Origin of the sequence: Maribacter sedimenticola (genome assembly GCF_900188415.1) — a bacterium.
Lineage (GTDB): Bacteria > Bacteroidota > Bacteroidia > Flavobacteriales > Flavobacteriaceae > Maribacter > Maribacter sedimenticola.
This window is the reverse complement of sequence record NZ_FZNV01000001.1, coordinates 1,140,312-1,161,146: the sequence shown is the minus strand read 5'-3', so window position 1 is coordinate 1,161,146 and position 20,835 is coordinate 1,140,312. Positions and strand designations below refer to the sequence as shown.

At 35.9% G+C, this 20,835-nt stretch carries 21 protein-coding genes; 12 read left to right on the top strand and 9 right to left on the bottom strand.

All coding sequences use genetic code 11. From position 1 onward, the window contains the following. Positions 1 to 191: 191 nt before the first annotated feature. From dnaJ to CHB68_RS04805, 5 genes are all read right to left on the bottom strand, one after another. Positions 192 to 1,304: a molecular chaperone DnaJ gene (gene dnaJ / locus CHB68_RS04825; protein ID WP_089259683.1), complete on the bottom strand. Its 1,113-nt coding sequence runs from the start codon at positions 1,302 to 1,304 to the stop codon at positions 192 to 194. Between the two features lie 9 nt (positions 1,305 to 1,313). Then, positions 1,314 to 1,877 (bottom strand): nucleotide exchange factor GrpE, encoded by a 564-nt coding sequence (locus CHB68_RS04820; protein WP_089259682.1) that lies wholly within the window; start codon positions 1,875 to 1,877, stop codon positions 1,314 to 1,316. Between the two features lie 142 nt (positions 1,878 to 2,019). After that, positions 2,020 to 2,982: a TIGR01777 family oxidoreductase gene (locus CHB68_RS04815; protein WP_089259681.1), complete on the bottom strand. Its 963-nt coding sequence runs from the start codon at positions 2,980 to 2,982 to the stop codon at positions 2,020 to 2,022. A gap of 123 nt (positions 2,983 to 3,105) precedes the next feature. After that, positions 3,106 to 3,768 (bottom strand): tRNA (5-methylaminomethyl-2-thiouridine)(34)-methyltransferase MnmD, encoded by a 663-nt coding sequence (gene mnmD, locus CHB68_RS04810; RefSeq protein ID WP_089259680.1) that lies wholly within the window; start codon positions 3,766 to 3,768, stop codon positions 3,106 to 3,108. Position 3,769: 1 nt separating this feature from the next. After that, positions 3,770 to 4,189, bottom strand: a complete 420-nt coding sequence (locus CHB68_RS04805) for a DUF4920 domain-containing protein (RefSeq protein WP_245838801.1) — start codon at positions 4,187 to 4,189, stop codon at positions 3,770 to 3,772. 186 nt (positions 4,190 to 4,375) lie between these two features. On the opposite strand from CHB68_RS04805, the gene CHB68_RS04800 reads away from it, so the two are divergent. Next, positions 4,376 to 5,446 carry a branched-chain amino acid aminotransferase gene (locus CHB68_RS04800; protein WP_089259678.1) on the top strand — a complete coding sequence of 357 codons (1,071 nt, stop codon included), beginning with the start codon at positions 4,376 to 4,378 and terminating at the stop codon, positions 5,444 to 5,446. Between the two features lie 23 nt (positions 5,447 to 5,469). Here CHB68_RS04800 and CHB68_RS04795 read toward each other — a convergent pair whose 3' ends face one another. Next, the gene (locus tag CHB68_RS04795; protein WP_089259677.1) at positions 5,470 to 5,856 is read right to left on the bottom strand and encodes a pyrophosphohydrolase domain-containing protein; all 387 of its coding nucleotides are present in this window, start codon (positions 5,854 to 5,856) and stop codon (positions 5,470 to 5,472) included. A 351-nt stretch (positions 5,857 to 6,207) separates the two neighbouring features. Between CHB68_RS04795 and CHB68_RS04785 the strand changes: the two genes are divergently transcribed. The 5 genes from CHB68_RS04785 to CHB68_RS04765 all read left to right on the top strand — a co-directional run bounded on the left by CHB68_RS04785 (position 6,208) and on the right by CHB68_RS04765 (position 9,848). Beyond that, entirely contained in the window at positions 6,208 to 6,387 is a 180-nt protein-coding gene (locus tag CHB68_RS04785; RefSeq protein ID WP_089259675.1) for a hypothetical protein, read from the top strand. A gap of 19 nt (positions 6,388 to 6,406) precedes the next feature. Next, positions 6,407 to 6,778 carry a fluoride efflux transporter CrcB gene (gene crcB / locus CHB68_RS04780; protein WP_089259674.1) on the top strand — a complete coding sequence of 124 codons (372 nt, stop codon included), beginning with the start codon at positions 6,407 to 6,409 and terminating at the stop codon, positions 6,776 to 6,778. A gap of 292 nt (positions 6,779 to 7,070) precedes the next feature. Then, positions 7,071 to 7,409, top strand: coding sequence for a P-II family nitrogen regulator (locus CHB68_RS04775; RefSeq protein ID WP_089259673.1), 339 nt, complete (start codon positions 7,071 to 7,073; stop codon positions 7,407 to 7,409). Between the two features lie 31 nt (positions 7,410 to 7,440). Beyond that, the gene (locus CHB68_RS04770; RefSeq protein ID WP_089259672.1) at positions 7,441 to 8,679 is read left to right on the top strand and encodes an ammonium transporter; all 1,239 of its coding nucleotides are present in this window, start codon (positions 7,441 to 7,443) and stop codon (positions 8,677 to 8,679) included. A gap of 104 nt (positions 8,680 to 8,783) precedes the next feature. Beyond that, positions 8,784 to 9,848 (top strand): porin, encoded by a 1,065-nt coding sequence (locus CHB68_RS04765; RefSeq protein WP_089259671.1) that lies wholly within the window; start codon positions 8,784 to 8,786, stop codon positions 9,846 to 9,848. Positions 9,849 to 9,931: 83 nt separating this feature from the next. Here the strand turns inward: CHB68_RS04765 and CHB68_RS04760 are convergent, their stop codons facing one another. Further along, complete coding sequence (locus CHB68_RS04760) at positions 9,932 to 10,576, bottom strand: DUF1684 domain-containing protein (protein WP_089259670.1); 645 nt, start codon at positions 10,574 to 10,576, stop codon at positions 9,932 to 9,934. An 86-nt stretch (positions 10,577 to 10,662) separates the two neighbouring features. Here CHB68_RS04760 and CHB68_RS04755 point away from each other — a divergent pair, with 86 nt between their 5' ends. After that, positions 10,663 to 11,403: a DJ-1/PfpI family protein gene (locus tag CHB68_RS04755; protein ID WP_089259669.1), complete on the top strand. Its 741-nt coding sequence runs from the start codon at positions 10,663 to 10,665 to the stop codon at positions 11,401 to 11,403. Here CHB68_RS04755 and CHB68_RS04750 read toward each other — a convergent pair. Together CHB68_RS04750 and CHB68_RS04745 are read right to left on the bottom strand one after the other, a co-directional pair. After that, entirely contained in the window at positions 11,390 to 12,802 is a 1,413-nt protein-coding gene (locus tag CHB68_RS04750) for a hypothetical protein (RefSeq protein WP_089259668.1), read from the bottom strand. The genes CHB68_RS04755 and CHB68_RS04750 overlap by 14 nt on opposite strands. Positions 12,803 to 12,908: 106 nt before the next feature. Next, positions 12,909 to 13,358 (bottom strand): Lrp/AsnC family transcriptional regulator, encoded by a 450-nt coding sequence (locus CHB68_RS04745; protein WP_089259667.1) that lies wholly within the window; start codon positions 13,356 to 13,358, stop codon positions 12,909 to 12,911. A gap of 117 nt (positions 13,359 to 13,475) precedes the next feature. Between CHB68_RS04745 and CHB68_RS04740 the strand changes: the two genes are divergently transcribed. From CHB68_RS04740 to CHB68_RS04720, 5 genes are all read left to right on the top strand, one after another. After that, the gene (locus tag CHB68_RS04740; RefSeq protein WP_089259793.1) at positions 13,476 to 13,865 is read left to right on the top strand and encodes a hypothetical protein; all 390 of its coding nucleotides are present in this window, start codon (positions 13,476 to 13,478) and stop codon (positions 13,863 to 13,865) included. A gap of 86 nt (positions 13,866 to 13,951) precedes the next feature. Then, positions 13,952 to 14,803, top strand: coding sequence for a formyltetrahydrofolate deformylase (purU, locus tag CHB68_RS04735; protein ID WP_089259666.1), 852 nt, complete (start codon positions 13,952 to 13,954; stop codon positions 14,801 to 14,803). Positions 14,804 to 14,830: 27 nt separating this feature from the next. Next, positions 14,831 to 15,541 carry a DUF4197 domain-containing protein gene (locus tag CHB68_RS04730; RefSeq protein ID WP_379920844.1) on the top strand — a complete coding sequence of 237 codons (711 nt, stop codon included), beginning with the start codon at positions 14,831 to 14,833 and terminating at the stop codon, positions 15,539 to 15,541. Between the two features lie 383 nt (positions 15,542 to 15,924). Beyond that, positions 15,925 to 17,286 (top strand): helix-turn-helix domain-containing protein, encoded by a 1,362-nt coding sequence (locus tag CHB68_RS04725; protein ID WP_179213138.1) that lies wholly within the window; start codon positions 15,925 to 15,927, stop codon positions 17,284 to 17,286. 319 nt (positions 17,287 to 17,605) lie between these two features. Further along, complete coding sequence (locus CHB68_RS04720) at positions 17,606 to 20,827, top strand: SusC/RagA family TonB-linked outer membrane protein (protein WP_089259664.1); 3,222 nt, start codon at positions 17,606 to 17,608, stop codon at positions 20,825 to 20,827. The last annotated feature ends 8 nt before the right edge of the window (positions 20,828 to 20,835 follow it).

The following is a 20,835-nucleotide window of genomic DNA, read 5'->3' as shown; positions in this document are numbered from 1 at the left end:
TATTCTTTATGAATCCTTTATAGCCAAATATTTTATGCTAAATAATTGATAAACAGCAACCTTATAAAAAGCAAAACCCACCCTCAATAAATCAAGGATGGGAAAAAAATTGCTATGAAAAAGAAAATTAATATTGGTTGCCCAATATTATCTCAAATATACGTTTTTTATTTAAAAACAATCTAAAATACCTAAGAGAACATATCTTTAACTTTTTCAAAAAAAGATTTGTCAGATTTCTCCGGTCTAGGCTCAAAATTATCGTTGCCGTTCATTTTTTCAAAAAACTCACGTTGTTCCTTATTCAATTCTTTTGGCGTCCATACATTTACGTGTACCAACAAATCTCCAGAACCATAACCGTTCAGGCTAGTAATCCCCTTACCTCGTAATCTCAAGATTTTTCCGGACTGAATACCAGGTTCTAACTTAATGCGTACTTTACCGCCAACGGCATCTATTTCCTTTGAAGTTCCCAATACTGCCTCTGAAATACTCACATAAAGATCATAATGAAGATTGTCTCCTTCACGCTTTAAGGTACTATGCTCCTGGGTCTCAATAGCCACCAATAAATCTCCAGGCACACCATTGCCCGGTGCATCATTACCTTTATTGGGTACTTTAAGCTGCATACCATCCTCAACACCGGCAGGTATGTTTATAGAAACTGTCTCTTCCGTAACCTTAAGTCCTTGGGCATCCGCATCATTAGGTTTGCTGTCCAAAATTTGACCACTACCGCCACATGCACTACAAACCGCTGCGGTCTGCATTCTCCCCAAGATGGTATTCTGTATTTTGGTCACTTGTCCCCTACCACCACATGTACTACATGTTTTATAGGTTACACCTTCTGCCTGAACCTTTCTTCTAACCTTTACCTTTTTCTCTACACCATTAGCAACTTCTTCCAAACTAAGGGTTACCCTAATGCGCAGATTACTACCCTTGGTCCTTCGTTGACCTCCACCGCCGCCAAAACCGCTAAAGCCACCGCCACCAAAGCCTCCGAAGATATCCCCAAACTGACTGAAGATATCATCCATATTCATACCGCCGCCGCCAAAACCGCCGCCACCTTCAAAGGCGCGATGTCCAAACTGGTCGTAACGTGCTTTTTTGTCCGGGTCGCTCAAAACCTCATAAGCCTCGGCAGACTTTTTGAACATTTCCTCTGCCTCACTATCACCTGGGTTTTTATCCGGGTGGTATTGCAGCGCTTTTTTACGATATGCTTTTTTTATTTCAGCGGCAGAAGCACTCTTACTAATGCCCAATACCTCATAATAATCTTCCTTCATGCCAATTTTTTAATTTCCTACTACAACTTTTGGATGTCTAATAATACGGTCACCCAATGAAAAACCTTTTTCGATGACATCAATGATCTTACCTTTCATTTTTTCATCCGGTGCAGGTATCTGTGTAATTGCCTCATGTATTTCAGCATCAAAAACATCACCCGTATTTACCTCAAGCATTTGTAATCCTTTGGATTTTAATGTTTCCCTAAGTTTTACATTGATCAGCTCAATACCTTTGAACATCTCTTCATCATCAGATTTAGCCAATTCTTTCATTGCCCTGTCAAAATCGTCCAATACAGGTAATAACGACACAATTACTTCTTGACCGGCAGTCTTGAACAAATCCATTCGCTCTTTTGAAGTACGTTTTTTATAGTTTTCAAATTCCGCGAACAACCTTAAAAATTTATCCTTTTCTTTAGCCAAATCTTCCCTTAGTACCTCTTCTTCTGTACGCTCCTCAACATTTTCCACATCTTCAAGTGTTGCTTCTTGCTCATTTATATCATCTTCTTGAATCTCATTTTCCAAGAATTCATCATCCAAAGTGTTTTCTTTATCACTCATATTTTTCCTAATATTTAAATAGCCGTTTAAAAGCAGGCAAAAGTACTGCCAATTCTTTAAAAATGTCAAAATGTCACAAAAGTTTAAAAAAAAATCCGCCAAAAAGCGGATTCATACTATTGAAATTAATCACATTAGGTAATCAGGACACAAACTCTTTTGTCATATTAGTTTTTGAATCGACACATTCCGAATCGTTTTTAAAAATATCCGCAAGTGCATGACAGATATTGGCATATTGAAAAACATAGCCTTCTTCTTCTATTTTCTTACTACTAACACGCTGACTGGCAAAAAGTAAATAGGCCATCTCTCCCAACACCGTATACATTATAAATTTAGGTATATTGGGCAACACCAAAGGTCTTTCCAAATTTTTGGCGATTTCCTTTACCAGCTTTGTATTGGTAACAGGGTTTGGTGCCACACCGTTAAAAACGCCCTCTAATTCATATTGTGCAACATGTACAAAAATTCTGGCCAAATCAGCGATATGTATCCATGACTGCCATTGCTCTCCACTTCCAAAGGCGGCACCTACAAAATACTTGACAGGTTTTGCCATTTGCGGCAATGCACCTCCTTTATTGGACATAACCAAACCAATCCTTACCTTGGCAACAGTAAGTCCCAATAGTTTGAATTCATCAGCCTTTTCCTCCCAAACCTCTACTACACGGCCCAGAAAACTATCATCTACTTTTTGTTCATCCTCACTATAGTAATTACTTAATGAATTTGGATACACCCCTATTGCGGAGGCCGATACAAGCGAAGTAACCTTGTGGTCAAAAGTATTTTTCAGCGTCTTTTTTAACAGCTCCAATGAATTTACGCGACTGTCCAAAATCATCTTTTTGTATTTGGAAGTCCATCGTTTAGAAATGCTTGCACCTGCCAAATTAATGATAACGGATACGCCCTGTAAGCAATCTTTATCTATTTCATCCTTTTCAGGATTCCAGTAAAAACCTTGGTAGTTAGATTTAGATATGATTTTATTCCTATTCGTAGTAAGGTAGTTTACATTATATCCTTTTTCATGGCATTGAGACACCAACTCGCTACCGACCAAACCCGTTGCACCTGTTATCAATACTTTCATATCATAAAGGTATTCCTTTTGATGCTTCTTTATATGCTATTTAATTTGGATTTAACATTGTTGTTCAATGCATTGGCCTTTTCAAAAGATTGAAAATAAAGTAGATTGGTTTATACTTAAAATTTATGGTTTTTTAGCCCTCAACATTTCTCTTTTACCGGGTGGACCAGGTAATCTTTCAACTAAAAAACCAACTTCTAACATAGCTCTTCTTACGCTACCCTTTGCTGCATAAGTAACCAGATAGCCCCCTTGCTTAATAGCCTTGAACATAATTTCAAAAATATCAACGGTCCATAATTCAGGTTGAACACGAGCGCCAAAAGCATCAAAATACACAAGGTCATATTGCGCAATGTCCTTTATGTCCTTAAAATCCTTTTGCTGCTTTTTAAGATTGAATTTTGGGGAAATGGGTATAAGCTCTTCCCACGGGGAAGCATGCATCTCATTAAACATTTTGGTAAAGGACATTGCGTTCAGTTCCTTTAGATAATTCAATTGTCCTATCTCTTCCTTGGAGACCGGATAAGCCTCAACACCGGTATAGTCAATACTAAGGTTTTGGTGTTCTGCCTCTATGAGGGTAATCAAGGCATTTAAACCTGTGCCAAAACCTATTTCCAAAATATTAAGATTACAATTTTTAAAGAGGTGCAATCCGGAGTGGATAAATACATGATAGGCTTCTTGAATAGCTCCGTGTTTAGAATGGTACTGTTCGTTCCATTCTTTTATCTGTATGGTTTTTGAACCATCTGCCGTAGTAATAATTTCCCTTTTCAAATTAATTGGGAATAACTACTCCAGAGGCTTCAAAACTATATGTTCTTTTAGGAGCTACGATTGCGGCAATTTCAGCTTCACCCTTACCTGCATCTTTTGCATAATGTCTTTGATCATCAACGCTCATTTCCTCAACAAAGGCTAAACCGTTCATCACTACGGACTTATCTACTATATCATTTGGCATAAAAAATCCATAATCCTTAAAGCGAACCATAGCCTGCTCTCCCTGCGGAAGCTCAATGACCATCCAACAACCCTTTACCTTACAAACCTCATTGACTTTAGATTTAATGGTTATGTTCAACGTATCCGTAACAGCCATACCTTTATATAATGACATCATCTCCTCAGAAGACTTAATATCCTTAAGTTCAAAGGAATCCCCTAGAAATGTAACTTTTTGATTGTCACTAGACAAACGGAGCTGCTTTTGTTGCTGGGCTTGACAAGAAAATATCCCAAATAATAATACAAGTAAAATGTTAAATCCTTTCATAAATCTTAAAAATGATGAATTCCCTGCAAATCTGGTCAATTTTAATCTAAAAAAGAAGGACCAATAGCGATATTTGTTTAATTTTATTCAACTAAAGTTACGTATTTTATGAGCATTGAAACTAAAAACATCATTGTAGAAAAGGTAAAAAATTCAAAAATTGACCAAGTTGATTTTGATAATCTGGCTTTTGGTTCCGTATTCACGGACCACATGCTGGTCTGCACCTACAAAAATGGTGTCTGGGAAACTCCCACCATTGTTCCATATCAACCAATTACTTTAGACCCATCCTCTAAAATCTTTCATTATGGACAATCCATATTTGAGGGAATGAAAGCTTATAAGGACGATAACGGGGATGTATTTTTGTTCAGGCCACTGGATAATTTTAAACGCCTGAACATTTCCGCGGAAAGAATGTGTATTCCTGCAATTCCCCAAGAATATTTTATGGAGGGTTTAATTACCTTATTAAATTTGGACAAGGCCTTTATACCCACACAAGAAGGTAGCTCATTATATATAAGGCCATTTATGTTCGCTTCCGGAAACGGATTTCATGCCTCACCGGCCAATGAATATAAGTTTATAATTGCCTGTGCACCTTCCGGCTCCTATTTTTCAGGGAAGGTAAAGGTATTGATTGAGGAAAAATATTCCAGGTCCGCCAATGGTGGTGTTGGCTATGCAAAAGCAGGAGGTAATTATGCCGGTCAGTTTTATCCTACCCAACTTGCCATAGACAAAGGTTACAATCAAGTAATTTGGACAGATGACACCAATCACGAATTTATAGAAGAAGCTGGTGCAATGAATATTTTTATTAGAATAAATGACACACTAATGACCGCCCCTACAAGTGATCGAATTCTAGATGGAATTACACGTAAGAGTATTTTGGAAATAGCAAAGGATCAAGGTATAAAGACAGAGGTTAGGAAAATATCTGTAAAGGAAGTTGTAGAAGCAGCAAAAGATGGCTCCTTAAAAGAAATGTTCGGTGCAGGTACGGCTGCGGTAATTTCTCCAATATCCGGTTTTGGCTACAGGGATACGGATTATGAATTACCAGAACTACAACAAAGTTATGGTGCTCGATTAAAGAAAATAATAACCGACATTCAATATAATAAAAGTGAAGACAAATTTGGATGGCGCTATAAAGTAGGAAATTAAAAAAGGGGCCAAATGGCCCCTTTTTATTTTTTAAGTATTGCAGCAATATCCGGACTAAAATAATTAGGACCTTTTAGAACTTTACCATCTTCCCTGTAAATAGGATTGCCGTCCTCACCCAATTTACTCATATTACTTCGTTGTATTTCATTGAAAACTTCTTCAATTTTATATTGCATACCGTGTTCCAAGATGGTACCGCATAGTATATACAACATATCACCAAGTGCATCTGCAACTTCAACAAGATCATTGTTCTGGGCGGCTTCCAGATACTCTTTATTCTCCTCATCCATTAAATTGTAACGTAACATGTTTTTAGCATCACCTAAATTTGCACGCATTTTCTCAGAAACACCCAAGCCAAACGAGTTATGGAATTCTTTGACCGCTTTAAGTTTATTTTTCATTTATATTCAGTGGTTTTCTATTAGCTTTGTGTAAAAATAGGGAATATGTTCAGCACGGGACAAATTGTTTTTGCAATCGCTTTCGCAGTAGTTTTTGCTATTATTATCATCTTATCATATAAAAAAGACCGCAAACATCATCAAAAAAATTTCAAGGGCGTAAAATGGATTGGCATTTTCTTTGCACTATTCATAATATCACTGCTTTGTACTAAATATTTACTTAACGATTAGTTAATATTTTACTTACACCACAAAAATTAGCCTTCTTACAACAGAAAAACGCTTTTTACACCGTTAGTATAACAAATAATGTAATTTTGCGTTATTCATACATAAGGGCAATTAATTATGATGACATTTCTTACAATCTTTCTAATTTTAATAGGTATTAATTTGGCAATGGTAGTAGTTAGTCTATTGAGTGTTTCTCAAAAATCCAAGACATCTACCAAAAAATTATCCAACGAACCTGTTTCTGTAATCTATCCTTTAGATTTATTGACAACTAGCTACAAGAAAGCAGTATAGTTTTTTACCTTTATAAGGTATGAAACAATTCTTGTTAGTTTTTTTGGGAGGAGGATTTGGTAGTATTCTACGCTACTATATTTCCAAAACACTAAACCCTTATTACTCCAATTTTTATTTAGGTACTTTTTTGGTCAATATTATTGGCTGTCTTCTAATTGGTCTATTGATCGGCCTTTCCTTAAAACAGAATTATCTTACCCAAAACCAAACTTTATTATTAGCTACAGGATTTTGCGGTGGATTTACAACTTTTTCCACGTTTGCCCTTGAAGGCAATTTATTATTTAAGGAATCTTCTTTTTTATACGCCTCACTTTATATGGGGTTAAGTGTAGCAATTGGCATTTTGGCCATTTCTTTAGGAATCTACATAAGCAAGATGTTATAAAAATAACATTAGCACCAACTATTTTTATTTTTTTGATTTTTTTTTAGCAAAATCGTGTTTTAATGCACAATCGTCAGGTTATTTGCTAAAATTCTGACAAATAATTTAAAAAAGTCATTTTTAAGAATTACTCCATAACCACTATCCGTAAAATAAATCACTTCAAATAGACATACCCTAAAAATATAGGGGTATAAATTGCGATACTGATAAAAATAACCAAACACCCCCATAAAAAATTAGGGTATACTTCAATTTAACATATATTTGGCAATATTAAAAACTTAGTCAAATGAAAAAAATCGAGGCAATTATCAGAAAATCAAAATTTGACGATGTCAAGGAGGCATTACATCAAATAGAGGTTAACTTCTTCAGTTACTGGGACGTAACAGGAGTCGGAAATGAAAAGCAAGGTCATGTATACCGTGGTATTTCGTATAGCACTACAGATATACAGCGTAGGTACTTATCTATTGTAGTATCGGATGACTTTTTAGAAAAAACGGTGAATTCCATTTTAGAATCTGCTTACTCCGGTAATGTGGGTGATGGTAAAATATTTGTATCCGAAGTACTAGAAGCTTACCGAATTAGAACTAAGGAAAAAGGATTGGCAGGAATCAACTAAAACGAAAACACTAACTAAAAATAAAAAAAAGATGGACGCAGGATTATTTACAGCAAACAACGTATGGATGATGTTGGCTACCGCATTGGTATTCTTCATGCACACCGGGTTTGCCTTTTTAGAAATTGGATTGACAAGACAAAAGAACACAATTAATATTTTGTTTAAGAACATTTTCATCATAACGGGTGGTTTGCTTCTTTACTACGCATTTGGATTTAACTTAATGTACCCTGGTTTTGAAGATGGGGACATGGGAATTTTAAAGTTCGCAGGATTTGGAATTGCTGCACCAGAAGGAGGCATGACTCCAGATTATGCCGATGGTGGTTACACGTGGTGGACAGATTTCCTTTTTCAAGGAATGTTCGCAGCTACGGCGGCAACAATTGTTTCCGGTGCTGTTGCAGAACGTATTAAAATAGGTTCTTTCATGATTTTCACGGTAATCTATGTAGGTCTAGTATATCCTATAGTAGGTGCTTGGAAATGGGGTGGCGGATTCTTGGATTCTTGGGGATTCTATGATTTTGCCGGTTCTACATTGGTACACTCTGTTGGTGGATGGGCCGCATTGGTAGCCATATTCCTATTAGGTTCCAGAATTGGAAAATTTGGCAAGGATGGCAAGCCTAATGCAATCCCTGGACATAATATTCCATTGGCCACTGCCGGTGTACTAATATTATGGTTAGGATGGTTTGGATTTAACGGTGGTTCCGTATTGTCCGCAGACCCAGAATTAACTTCATTGGTTCTGGTTACAACAAGTTTGGCTGCAGCTGCAGGTGGATTTGGCGCAATGATCACTTCTACCATATTATATAAGAATTTAGATTTGACCATGTTCTTGAACGGTATCCTTGGTGGTTTGGTAGGTATTACTGCCGGAGCAGATCTAATGTCTCCTAACGAAGCTGTGATTATTGGTCTTTTAGCCGGTATAATCATTGTACTTGGTGTGGCATTGGTAGATAAACTTAAATTGGATGACCCTGTAGGTGCTGTTGCCGTACACTTAATCTGTGGTATATGGGGTACATTGGCCGTTGGTATTTTTGGTAGCATGGCCAGTGGTGCACAGTTCATGACCCAATTATATGGAGTATTGATCGTAGGTGGTTTCTGCATAGTTACCTCCGGAATAATACTAGGTGTCCTAAAAGCGACAATAGGTCTAAGAGTTGCTAAAGAAGAAGAAGTTGAAGGGCTTGATATTCATGAGCACGGTATGGATGCTTATGCAGACTTTAGAATGAACCAACACTAAAAAAAAATACGGAGCGTTTTGCAGAACGCTCCGTTACATAACCTTTTCAATAAAAAATTTCTCAAAATTAATTCATCCTCAATAGAGGTTTAAATCAAAAACTTATGAAAACGATTATCAATACAAAATACGTAAAAAATATTTTTGCAACAGGTCTTATGCTTTTTGCAACTGCAGGAGTAGTTGCCCAAGAGGAGGAGGAAGAGAAAAAATTCTCCTTAAGTGGATCGATAGATGCTTATTACAGAGCAAACCTAAATGCCGGTAACGGTATTGATGCACAGGCACCTGGTAGTTCTTTTGCCAATTTGCCAGGATTTGCCTTAGGTATGGCCAACGTTGTTGCCGGTTACGAAGGAGAAAAAGTAGGTTTTGTAGCTGATTTGGTTTTTGGCCCTAGAGGAACGGATGCCATTTTTGCCTCGCCAATGTATTCTGCTACCGGAGATATTGTTAACCAATTGTATGCGTACTGGAATGTAAGTGATGCCGTAACGTTAACCTTTGGTAACTTCAATACATTCTTAGGATATGAAGTTATTTCACCTGTAGCCAACTTTAACTACAGTACTTCATATTTATTTTCATATGGTCCATTCTCGCATACCGGTTTAAAGGCTGATTTTGCTTTATCCGATGACTTTAGCTTAATGTTGGCTGTAATGAACCCAACAGATTTGACTGAATTTAACCCTACAGGACAATATGCCTACGGAGTTCAATTGGGTTACAGTGGACAATATGCCAACTTATTGATGGACAATGGTTCCTTTGAAATTGACTACACAGGTGGTTTTGATTTATCTGATGATTTTTTCCTTGGTTTAAATGCTGCTTATTTTAGTGGTGACGAGGAAGATGGAATTGGTAGTTTTGCTGGTGTTGCCGTATACCCTCAACTTGCTACTTCTGAAAACTTCACCATAGGTTTAAGAGGTGAGTATTTTGCTGAAACCGATTTCTTTGGAGCTATAGGGGCTACTGATGCAGATGGCGATGCAAGCGTACTTGCATTGACGTTAACAGGAAGTGCTACAATTGGCGACTTGATTATCAAGCCAGAATTAAGATTAGACAGTGCTTCTGAAGACGCCACTTTTGTTAATGGTGATGGTGAACCAATTAGCAGCCTTTCTTCTTTTGTACTAGCAGCTATCTACTCGTTCTAAAAGCAAGATTAAGTAATTGATTGATTTTATAGTTTAAGTTGTAAAACCCGACATTAAAATGTCGGGTTTTTTATTTGATATCATTAATGTTCAAAGGCCTTTACCCCTACCGTTATAGCCACATCCAAATGGTTAACAGATGGCACCAAAGGACAGGAATATTTTTTGTTATAGGCACAATACGGATTATACGCTTTGTTAAAATCCAGAACAATTTTATTTCCTTTAGGAATTCTTAGGTCTAGATATCTACCGCCACCATATGTTTCCATACCATTTGTAGCATCGGTAAAGGGAAGAAATAAGTAATCTTTATATTTTTCTTGGGCAATTAACTCAGGGGTCTGGTACACTTCCAATTCATACACTTTTCCTTTTAGATTAAATTTGGCAATACCATATAATACTTCCGTAGAAATACGATCAGTGGTAGTGGGCATTGAAAATGGTAATGCTTCTGGCGTTCTAATAAAATCGGCCTCTATTACAAAGGCGGTATCAGCTTCAAAAAAATCCAATGTTTCAAAATCTGCCCTAAATCTATCCGGTAAAGGAGACGTTTCCGGATCTTTGAATTCTGCATTCAATTTTTGTTGAAATTTTAATATGTCCATCAACTTGTCTGACTGTATAGATTCCACTGCCACCTTTTGTTCATCGTGGTATTTTTTTTCTTGTCTACATGAACATAAAACTGCAATTAACAGAAAAGTAAAAAAATGCTTCATTGGTATTAATTTAATCTTCAAAAATACAATTAATTCATTTTAAGATTTTGATTATAGTTGTACTTTACCCCAAAATGCTAGAAACAATGAGAATTGCACACTTTACTTATTTGACCATTTTACTGGCTACTATGCTAAGCTGTTCAGAAAAAAAAGTTACAGCAAGTACCGCCTTGGAACAGACCAAAGGACCCACTATGGACCCAGATGGGTACAATGTTGCCTTTCTTATTATGAATGGCACATATAATACAGAATTCACTGCCCCTTTTGATATTTTTCAACATACCAAATTCAGAAAAAATATTAAGGTTATGAATACTTTTACCGTTGCTAACACCTTAGACCCCATCACAACTTTTGAAGGGGTTAGGATCCTGCCAGACTTTGATTATACAAAGGACACTTTACCTAAAATAGATATTTTGGTAGTCCCTAGTGCAGAACACCATATGGATTCTGATTTAAATGACACCACACTTCTTAACTTTATAAAAAAAATAGATGAGAACGCACTTTTTGTCACCAGTCATTGTGATGGTGCCTTTCCGTTGGCCAAAACAGGAATCTTAGATGAAGTAACCTCTACAACATTTCCTAGCGATATTGAATCTTACAGAAAAATGTTTCCCCATTTAAAAGTTCAGGATAGTGTTTTATTTGTTCATGACGGCAAATATATTACGTCTGCCGGAGGGGCCAAAAGCTTTGAAGCCGCATTGTACCTCTGCCAATATTTATATGGAGAAGAAATTGCAAAATCCTTAGCCAAAGGACTGGTCATAGAATGGGACCTAGGTCAAGTTCCACACCTTATTGTGGAATAATATCATAACGGGCATTCGTTAAATATTTCTCTATTAGCTCATTAAACTCTGGGGTAATTCGTAATAAGGCAGAATTTTCCAAGGTATATAGTTTAGCCTTATCGGAATATCCATTTTTTAAAAGTTCCTCTAAATAGAAAAGGGCCGTTCCAAAATCTTCCATACCGGCACTTATAGTTATGACCTTTAAATAGGATTCATATTCTTTAGGAGCCGTTATGGTCTTGATCATATATAATAAATTCAAGGCATCCATATCAACTTTTTCCGCAGATGCTACGTAATCTACATTGTCAGCAATTAAGGCATTTATAAATCCTCTTAATCTACTTGAGGACTGTCTTTCAAAAAGTTGGCTGCTCTTATCCAATTTGTCCAACTCTTTCATTTGATAGTTCCACCATCCCAAATTAGCGTAATTATAGGTTATAATATCTTCCTCTAAATAGTAGCTATAATCCCCCTTAGCAAAATCTTCTTTTAAAATTATATTGTTCTGTGTTCTAATTGCCTTTTTATAAGAAGTACTTCGACGCAGGGATTTTTTGGTTGTCTTTAACGAATCCATTGTTATTAATGGGGCTAAAACCCTTTCAATATCAGAAATTAGGTAACTGGCCAAAATAGGTTGATCATTCGTAAAAAAGGTGTTAGCCTTCACCAAAAGTTCATTATAAGTATCAGCAATCAGCGTACTGTCTTTAACAATATGTTCTTTTGCCATGCTGCTCAGCGTCAACATTCTCATTGCCATAGCCAAGGTATTACCGTCCGGTAAATGTTTCTCCCCGTCAAATACAAATAGTTGATTTGGAAACTTCAACTTATCTAAAACTTTACGCTCTTCAAGCATATCCGGAAAGTTATAATCAGATCTATTTACCACACCAATAAACTGAAATTTCTGTCTTACGTTCAATATATCAATACTGCCCAATGTGGCCCCAACAGAAATAACTCCGTTAATATCTGGAATAAAGGTGGGTAAAATAGAGGCGAATTTTGCTCCACTTTCAAAACCTGCCGTATACATTCTATTATTGGTAATAGGCAAGGAGGTGACAATGGCATTCAACATTCTATTTGCAATCAAAACATTTTCGCTCAATGAAAGACTATCGTTTAGACTATAGGAACTGGCCAACACATACCCTTCCTTTTCAGCCGAATTTACCAGCATAGAAATTGATGATTTGGCATTGCCCCTCATATCCGTCACAAAAATTACGGGCCAAGATTTATCTAGACTAAAATTAGATGGAGTATAAATAGCCATAGTTTCTCCTATGGAATCATTAACCAACAAATTTTCTGTAATTGCTCCTTTAACCAATTTAAAATCTTGTGAAAAGACAAGGGTTGCAGATAGTAATAAAGTGTAGAGTAGTATTTTTTTCATCTTTAATTCATCATCAAAAATCTAGCCAAATTTTTAATTTTGGTTATCGTTTATTAAAGATATCATTTTTGATTCCATTTTAAAATGTCGATTAACAGGTATACCATTATTTAATTTTATGCATGGGAGCGTTGGATATTACTTGAGACAAAACTATGTGCGTTCTTGTTTCACCGTATTGTATGAGCTGGTCAATAAATTTCTCTAAATGAAATTGATCCTTTAAAACAACTTCCATAACAATATTTTCATTGCCGGTAATCCTATAACAATTTATTACTTCTTCAAGATTGCCTACAATGGCCAAAAACGGTTTCAATTTACCCATAAATGCCCGTAGAGTAATGATTGCTTTAAGTTGATGTCCTGTCAAGGCATGTGAAACGGTCGCTTTATAACCCATTATTATTCCCAGGTCCTCCATTTTCTTAACACGCTCCGCAACTGCAGGCGCGGTAAGACCAATGGCCCTACCTATATTGGCAAAAGATTCCCTGGCATTTCGCTGTAACTGTTTCAGGATTTTCCAGTTTAACTCATCTATCTTTGGATTCAAAAGTTTTATCGTTTAAAAATTATGTATCTAAAGCAAATTTACAAAAAGCGTTTGCTTTCCATAGAAAATTATGAGATAACTGATGTAATTTTATATATACTAATATTACCCCACAGCATGGCATATCGTAGTCTTAAAAACTTACCGATTTACAGAAAGGCATTGGAGCTTTGCACAATGAGCAGGGAAATAGCGTCTTACGTTACTTTCAACAAAGATCTTGTAAGATTATATGAATCTAAAAGCCTAAGGGACATCATAGCCAATTCCATATTAACCGATGCAATATTGATACCTCAAAAAATTGCACAGGTAGAACATTCTAACTGTACCAATGAACGTTTGGAGCATATCTCCTTTATAAATATTATAATAAGGAATATAAATTCTTACTGTTTAGGTCTGGAAAAGCATGGGGTCAAGGAAACGGAATACATAAACCTATTACGTGCGGAGATTAAAAGTTTTAGAAAATCCTATAAAAAATGGAGAATTGAGCATTTGTAAATGCTGAACTCATCCTGGTAAATTCTCCTTTTTCCCAACAATTTTAAGAATTATGGACTATTTTTGGAAGCTAATATAGATTTCCATTGAAAACTACCATTTTAGTACATTGCCCTGATCAATCTGGCATCATTAGTACCGTTACAGGATTTATCCATAAAAATCGAGGTAACATTGTTTATCTGGACCAACATGTAGACAAAAATGCCGATGTATTTTTTATGCGAACAGTCATTGAATTTGACACCCATTTTTTAGATCTTGAGAAATTTAAAACTTTATTTCAAGAGGAACTTGCCTCTAAATATAAAATGAAATGGAGTTTGCACACAGACGAAAAATTGCCCAATATGGCAATATTCGTTTCAAAATACAATCATTGTTTATATGATTTATTAAGCAGATATCGTTCTGGGGAACTGGCGGTGGAAATACCTTTTATTTTAAGCAATCACAATGATTTAAGATATATTGCCGATCAATTTGAGATTCCGTTTTATCATATACCGTTCAATAAGGAAATTAGGGTACAAGCAGAACTGCAACAATTAGAACTTCTTCAAAAATATAATATAGATTTTATTGTTCTGGCCAGATACATGCAGATTGTTAGCGAAAAGCTGATCAGCAAATTTCCAAATAAGATCATAAATATCCATCACTCTTTTTTACCTGCCTTTGCCGGTGCCAAACCTTACCATGCAGCATTTAAAAGGGGAGTTAAAATTATTGGTGCCACAAGTCATTACGTCACCGAAGAATTAGATGCCGGCCCGATCATTGAGCAAGATGTTACTACGGTAACACACTCCCACTCCATAGAAGATTTTATTACAAAGGGTAGAGATTTGGAAAAAATTGTTCTCTCCAGAGGAGTAAAATTACATATTGCACGAAAAACAATGGTGTATAACAATAAAACCGTCATTTTCTCGTAAGCTATTTAGAACCTTTAACTTTCAGTTATGATTAAAAAGATAAGCATACTTATTTTGGTAATGTTCATGGCTTCTTGTAATGAGTTGCAACAAGTAGTCAACCAAATGCCAGGATCAACAAATACCGTTTTAAGCAATGAAGTAATTGCAAACGGATTAAAGGAAGCATTGGACCAAGGTATTGAACAACAGGTGAGTAAATTAACGGCACAAGACGGCTTTTACAAAAATGAACTCGTTAAGATATTATTGCCGGAAGAACTACAAAAAGTAGATAAAACATTGCGTGATATAGGGTTGGGAAATCTTGCGGATGAAGGTTTAAAGGTTCTTAACAGAGCTGCTGAAGATGCCGTTTCCGAAGCAACACCGATTTTTGTAAATGCCGTTAAGGAAATGACCTTTACCGATGCCAAAAATATTTTGTTGGGAGCGGACAATGCCGCCACTACGTATTTGGAAAACAGAACTAATACAGCACTCTATGATAAATTTAAACCTGTTATTGATGCTTCGTTTAAAAAAGTAAATGCGGATAAGGTATGGAATTCTCTCATTTCTAAATACAATGCTATTCCACTTACTAATAATGTAAATCCAGATTTAACAGATTACGTTACCCAAGAAGCATTAAATGGTGTATATAAAATGATAGAAGTGGAAGAAAAAGAAATTAGAACCAATTTATCATCACGAACCACGGATATTTTAAGGAAAGTATTTGCTTTACAGGACTAATTTTAAATATTTAACATTCAGAACAATAACATTAAAAGTTATACGTTAAAAAGTTATAAGAGCAATATTTGATTAGATACAAAATTTCTATTTGAGTTAGTTATTTTTTGAGTTAGTTAGTTAAAAAACCGGTGGGAGCACCGGTTTTTTGTTTTTTATCTATTTAAAAGTTCTAATTTTGATTTTTATTCAACTTTTGCGAAAGTTGAAATACTTCCTTATCAATTCATTTTATAATTAATAATTATTAAGAAATAGTATCTACAGTGCTAAAATTCATTTTTGCCTTTTTTATTTACGTATTCTCTTTATTACCATTGCTTGTTTTTTCACAAGGGCATAATGGCAATACTAATGAGGACTGTAACTTAATGTTATCCTCTTTGGAAAAAAAAGAAATAAAAAATAGTACGGCAAATGACTATTTTGAATTAGCCATTTGCATGTATGAAAATGAACGTTTTAACGCTGCATATGATTTTTTCATAAAAGCAAGATCTTTAAATTTTACGGACAAAGAAGAGCTAGAAAAATATTTAATCCTATGCAGTATTGCCATGGACGATAATGAAAATAGTTTAGATCTAAACCCACAGGTCCAAGCACCTGATAAGACCTTACTTGCAAACAACTATAAACACACCATACAGGTACACTTGCTCAACCTTATATTTATCATAGTTGCATTTACGGGCATTATAACCGCCCTAATTTTGTTTAAAAAGTACAAGAACAATAAAAGCAATATATTTCTGGGCATTTTCGTGATGACAATTTCCTTTGCGCTTTTAGAACTGGTATTATTTTGGCAAGATTTTTTTGAATATTCACCTACAGTAGCTATTTACAGGGTATTGTTTTTTCTATGGGCACCTTCCTTATATTTTTATGTAAAAAGCAAATTTATTGATCTTAGGGTTACCAATACAACGGTCATTTTACATTACATTCCATTCATAATTGTGCTTATTAGCCTTGTAATCTTGGGAAATTTTAATGTACGCACACATGCGCCTGAAAATGCTTTTTTGGATAGTATTAGTTTTATAATCAACGATAATTGGATTAAGACCGTGCATTTACTCATCTATCTAATTTTAATATTTAACATTTTCAAATACCATAAAACCATAATGCAGAAAAATTCCAAAAATTGGATTAAAACATTAATGGTATTTATATTGATCTTGATTTTGTTTTTAGTTACAAGAGCAGGATTTGAGCATATTTATGCCTTTGATTACATCTCAAAATACTTTATAGCGGTCTATTTTATACTCTTTATTTCCATTCTTGCCATATTACTGTTGATCCAGCCAGAAGTAATCACAGAATTAATAACCGCAACCTATACCGACCAACCTACAAAGGATAAATACAAGAATTCCGGATTAACGACCACAATGAGCCATCAACTAAAATCTCAACTTGAAGATTTGCTTGAGAAGGATAAAATTTACTTGGATAATACATTGACCCTTGCCAAACTTGCGAAAAACATGAATGTTGATCGTTACAGTCTTTCACAAGTTATAAACCAAGAATTGAATAAAAATTTTTACGAACTTATCAATGATTACAGGATTAAGGAAGCAGTAAGTATCATTGAATCCAAACAAGAAATACAGGTGGTAGATCTCATTTACGAGAGCGGTTTTAACAATAAAGTCTCCTTCTACAAAGCGTTTAAAAAAAGGCTGGATATGACCCCAAAAGATTACATGGCCAAAACGTGGAACAGCTAGTACATTCTTAAGATTTCCTCAAAAACTTTAAAATTTTCACAATTGCGCTTCGCAATATACTTACTACTGAAAATCAATTTATTACGCAATAGGTAAACGTTAATTTAAATCGGTTTACTATTAACCTAGGTCGGCTTCAACCCTTCTACCCTCCTTCCCTTCATATTTTTGCCGTTGGTTTATAGAGTCGGTCAATATCAAAAAAATTATAGTTTTTGATTTTCATTTTATTGAGTTAGCTATCATATAGAATAATGGGCCGGCTCTTTATACAACTATTTATAAAGCTTACTTATTTACTAACACTCAAATTAATTTTATGAGAACTAAAACAAGATGTTTTTTAATGCTTGTATTCGCTTTGGTAGCGCACATTGGTTTTGCGCAGGAAAAGACGATAACAGGTACGGTAACAGATCAAGGCGGACTCCCATTACCTGGAGTTTCGGTATTAATTATTGGTACAACTAATGGTGTACAAACAGATTTTGATGGTAATTATAGCATCAATGCATCTACTGGTCAAAGTTTAAGGTATAGTTACTTAGGTCAAAAGACCGTAACTAAGGAAGTAGGTTCGGCCTCCGTAATCAATGTAGTTTTAGAAGAAGATGCCCAAGCGCTAGATGAAGTAGTTGTAACGGCATTGGGTATTTCAAGGGAAAAGAAATCATTAGGTTATGCCACCCAGGAAATTCAAGGAGACCAGGTAAATACCGCAAAGGACCAAAACTTCGTAAACTCCTTATCCGGTAAAATTGCCGGTTTGGATATTAAGAAAAGTTCAACCCTTGGTGGATCTGCAAACGTTGTAATAAGGGGTTATTCTTCTATTACCGGAAACAACCAAGCACTATTTGTAGTAGATGGTGTTCCGTTGAACAACGATACGAACAACTCTACATCCCAAGCAGAGGGTGGTGACGGCTATGATTATGGTAATGCCGCAAGTGATATCAACCCAGATGATATAGAAAGTATTAACGTACTTAAAGGTTCTGCGGCAACGGCACTATATGGTTCTAGGGCTGCAAACGGTGTTATTATCATCAATACCAAAAAAGGAAAAAGAGGAAGTGGACTTGGGGTATCTATAACCAGTTCCGTAAATATTGGAAAATATGACAAGGATACATTTCCAATTTTCCAACAAGAGTATGGTCAAGGTTACGGTCCGTTTTACGGTGCTGGTTACATCGACTCTATCGATGTTGATGGTGACGGTATAGAGGACATTACGCCACCAACCGGTGAAGATGGCTCTTTTGGATTACGTTTTGATCCCAATCTAATGTTATATCAATGGGATTCTTACTATCCACAATTAGATACTTATTTACAAAAAAGCCCGTGGATCGCGGCGGAAAACGGTCCTGAGTATATCTTTCAGAACAGTGTAACAAGCTCACAGAACATAGCAGTAAGCCAAGGTTTTGAAACTGGTAGCTTAAGAATGAGCTATACCCGTTTGGACCAAACAGGAATTTTACCAAATAGTGAAATAGGAAGACATAATGTTGATTTGGTCGGGACAATGGACCTTAATGAAAAGGTTACCGTAACCGGTAAGGCAACATACACCAAAAGTTCTGGACTTGGAAGGTACGGTACAGGATATGATGCCGAAAACATCATGACCAATTTTAGACAGTGGTGGGCCAATAGTACAGATTTAAAAGATCAACGAGATGCATACTTTGCCACTGGACAAAATATAACATGGAACCCATCCGGCCCATCTAGCTTAGGCCCAAAGTATTGGGACAACCCATATTTTACCCGTTATGAAAATTATAATACCGATGAGCGTAACAGGCTATTTGGTTACGGTAGTATATCATATGATGTTTTGCCATGGTTAGAAATCTTTGGTAGAGCTACTGTAGATACATATGCGGAATTAAGGGAAGAAAGAAACAATATAGGAAGTATAGATACGCCTGAGTATTCTAGAAAGAATATCAATTTCTCTGAATACAATTATGATTTCTTTTTAAATTTCAATGGAGATATCTCTGATAAATTTGGTATATCAGGAGTTGTGGGTACCAACTACAGACAGACCAAGAACAATTATGTAACGGCAACTACAAATGGTGGTTTAAATCTGGAAGGAATTTATGCTCTTTCAAACTCGATTAACCCAATAGTTTTTGATGCCAGTTCAGAATATGACGCAGATGTTAGGGTATTTGGTGTATTTGCAAATGCAAGTATAGATTACGACAACATGTTGTTTTTAGAAGGTTCTTTGAGAAACGATACTTTCTCAACTTTACCAGAAGGACAAAACTCTTTTTATTATCCTGCGGTTTCCGCAAGTTTTGTATTCTCAAATCTTTTTGACAGCAACGCAATCTCATTTGGTAAGCTAAGAGCCGGTTATGCAGAAGTAGGTAACGGTGCAACTTCATACCAACTTCTAAATACGTTTAATCCTATTGCAGGATTTGGCGGTGCTACTTTATATTCTAACCCGGGCACATCTAACAACCCTAATCTTAAAGAAGAACGTACGTCTAGTAAGGAATTGGGTCTGGAGATGAATTTCTGGAACAGAAGAATAGGTTTTGACCTATCACTTTACGAGCAGATTACCAGTGATGCCATTATACCTGTAGAGATTACACCTTCAACAGGTTTCACGAATACAGTAGTAAACTCGGCCGAAGTATCGAACAAAGGTATAGAGACCCAATTGTATTTTACGGCAATTGAGTTACCAAATTTTTCTTGGAGAACGGATATCAACTTTTCTACCTATAAGAGTGAGGTGTTGAACTTGTTCCAAGATTCACAGAACATCTTGGTCAATAGCTTTTTTGGGGTAAGTTTAAACGCAGCTAAAGGTGAAGCCTACGGAACACTTAAGGGAACCGATTATGTTTATCTAAATGGCGAAAAAGTAATTACCGAAGATGGCCAGTACGCCAAAACAGAGTCTAACCAAGAAATTTTGGGAGATATCAACCCAGACTGGAAAGCAGGTCTTACGAACACATTTAAATACAAGGATGTAAGTTTAAGTTTCTTGATCGATATTCAGGAAGGTGGCAGCGTATTTAGTGGTGATACCTATTTTGGTATGGCTACAGGTATCTATGATGTTACAGCTGGCTTAAATGATTTGGGCAATCCGTTAAGAGACCCTGTAACCAATGACAATACTTCTGGTGGTGTAATATTACCAGGTGTACAGGCAGACGGTTCTCCAAATACGGTAAGGGCAGATTTTACAACTTATGAAAACCCTTATGGACGATATGGTAACGCACCGGATGCACAATTTGTTTATGATGCCTCATATGTAAAATTAAGGGAGGTTACTTTAGGCTATACATTACCTAAGAAATTTGTTGACGCCCTTCCATTTACGGCCGTTTCTTTCACAGCGGTAGGTAGAAACCTTTGGATCATTAGTAAGGACCTTCCATATGCAGATCCAGAACAAAGCTTTGGAGCAGGTAATTTACAAGGATTCCAGATTGGGGCTTATCCTTCGGTTAAGGAATATGGTTTTAACATTAAATTGGAATTTTAAACAAGAGA